Source organism: Vibrio sp. 10N.222.55.C6, from assembly GCF_041473395.1.
Classification (GTDB): domain Bacteria; phylum Pseudomonadota; class Gammaproteobacteria; order Enterobacterales; family Vibrionaceae; genus Vibrio; species Vibrio crassostreae_C.
In genome coordinates this window covers 1-231 of sequence record NZ_JBFRSD010000165.1, presented here as the reverse complement: position 1 = coordinate 231, position 231 = coordinate 1, and the positions used below count along the sequence as shown (strand labels likewise).

General features: G+C 43.7%; 1 pseudogene. It reads right to left on the bottom strand.

What is annotated here, in order from left to right:
• Nucleotides 1-133: 133 nt before the first annotated feature.
• A pseudogene (locus AB4486_RS23065) lies at nucleotides 134-231 on the bottom strand (transcriptional regulator); the annotation flags it as partial.

The window sequence follows — 231 nt, the reverse complement described above, 5'->3', positions numbered from 1 at the left end:
AATGATCTTTCGTGAGGTTATTTGATATCGGTTTAGGAATATTTGGAGTGGTTGAAAGCAGTGTGATGAGTAGGGAATGCGCAACAATACAGAGAACTGGCGTCCTCTGTGTTGGCTATATGCGGTGCTAGATTCAGCCTGATCTTTGGCGTCTGGCGACCAAAGTGAATCGGTAATCGTTAGATGTGAAGTAGTTGCGGCTGTATTCAAATACTGTGTTGTTAGCTAGGT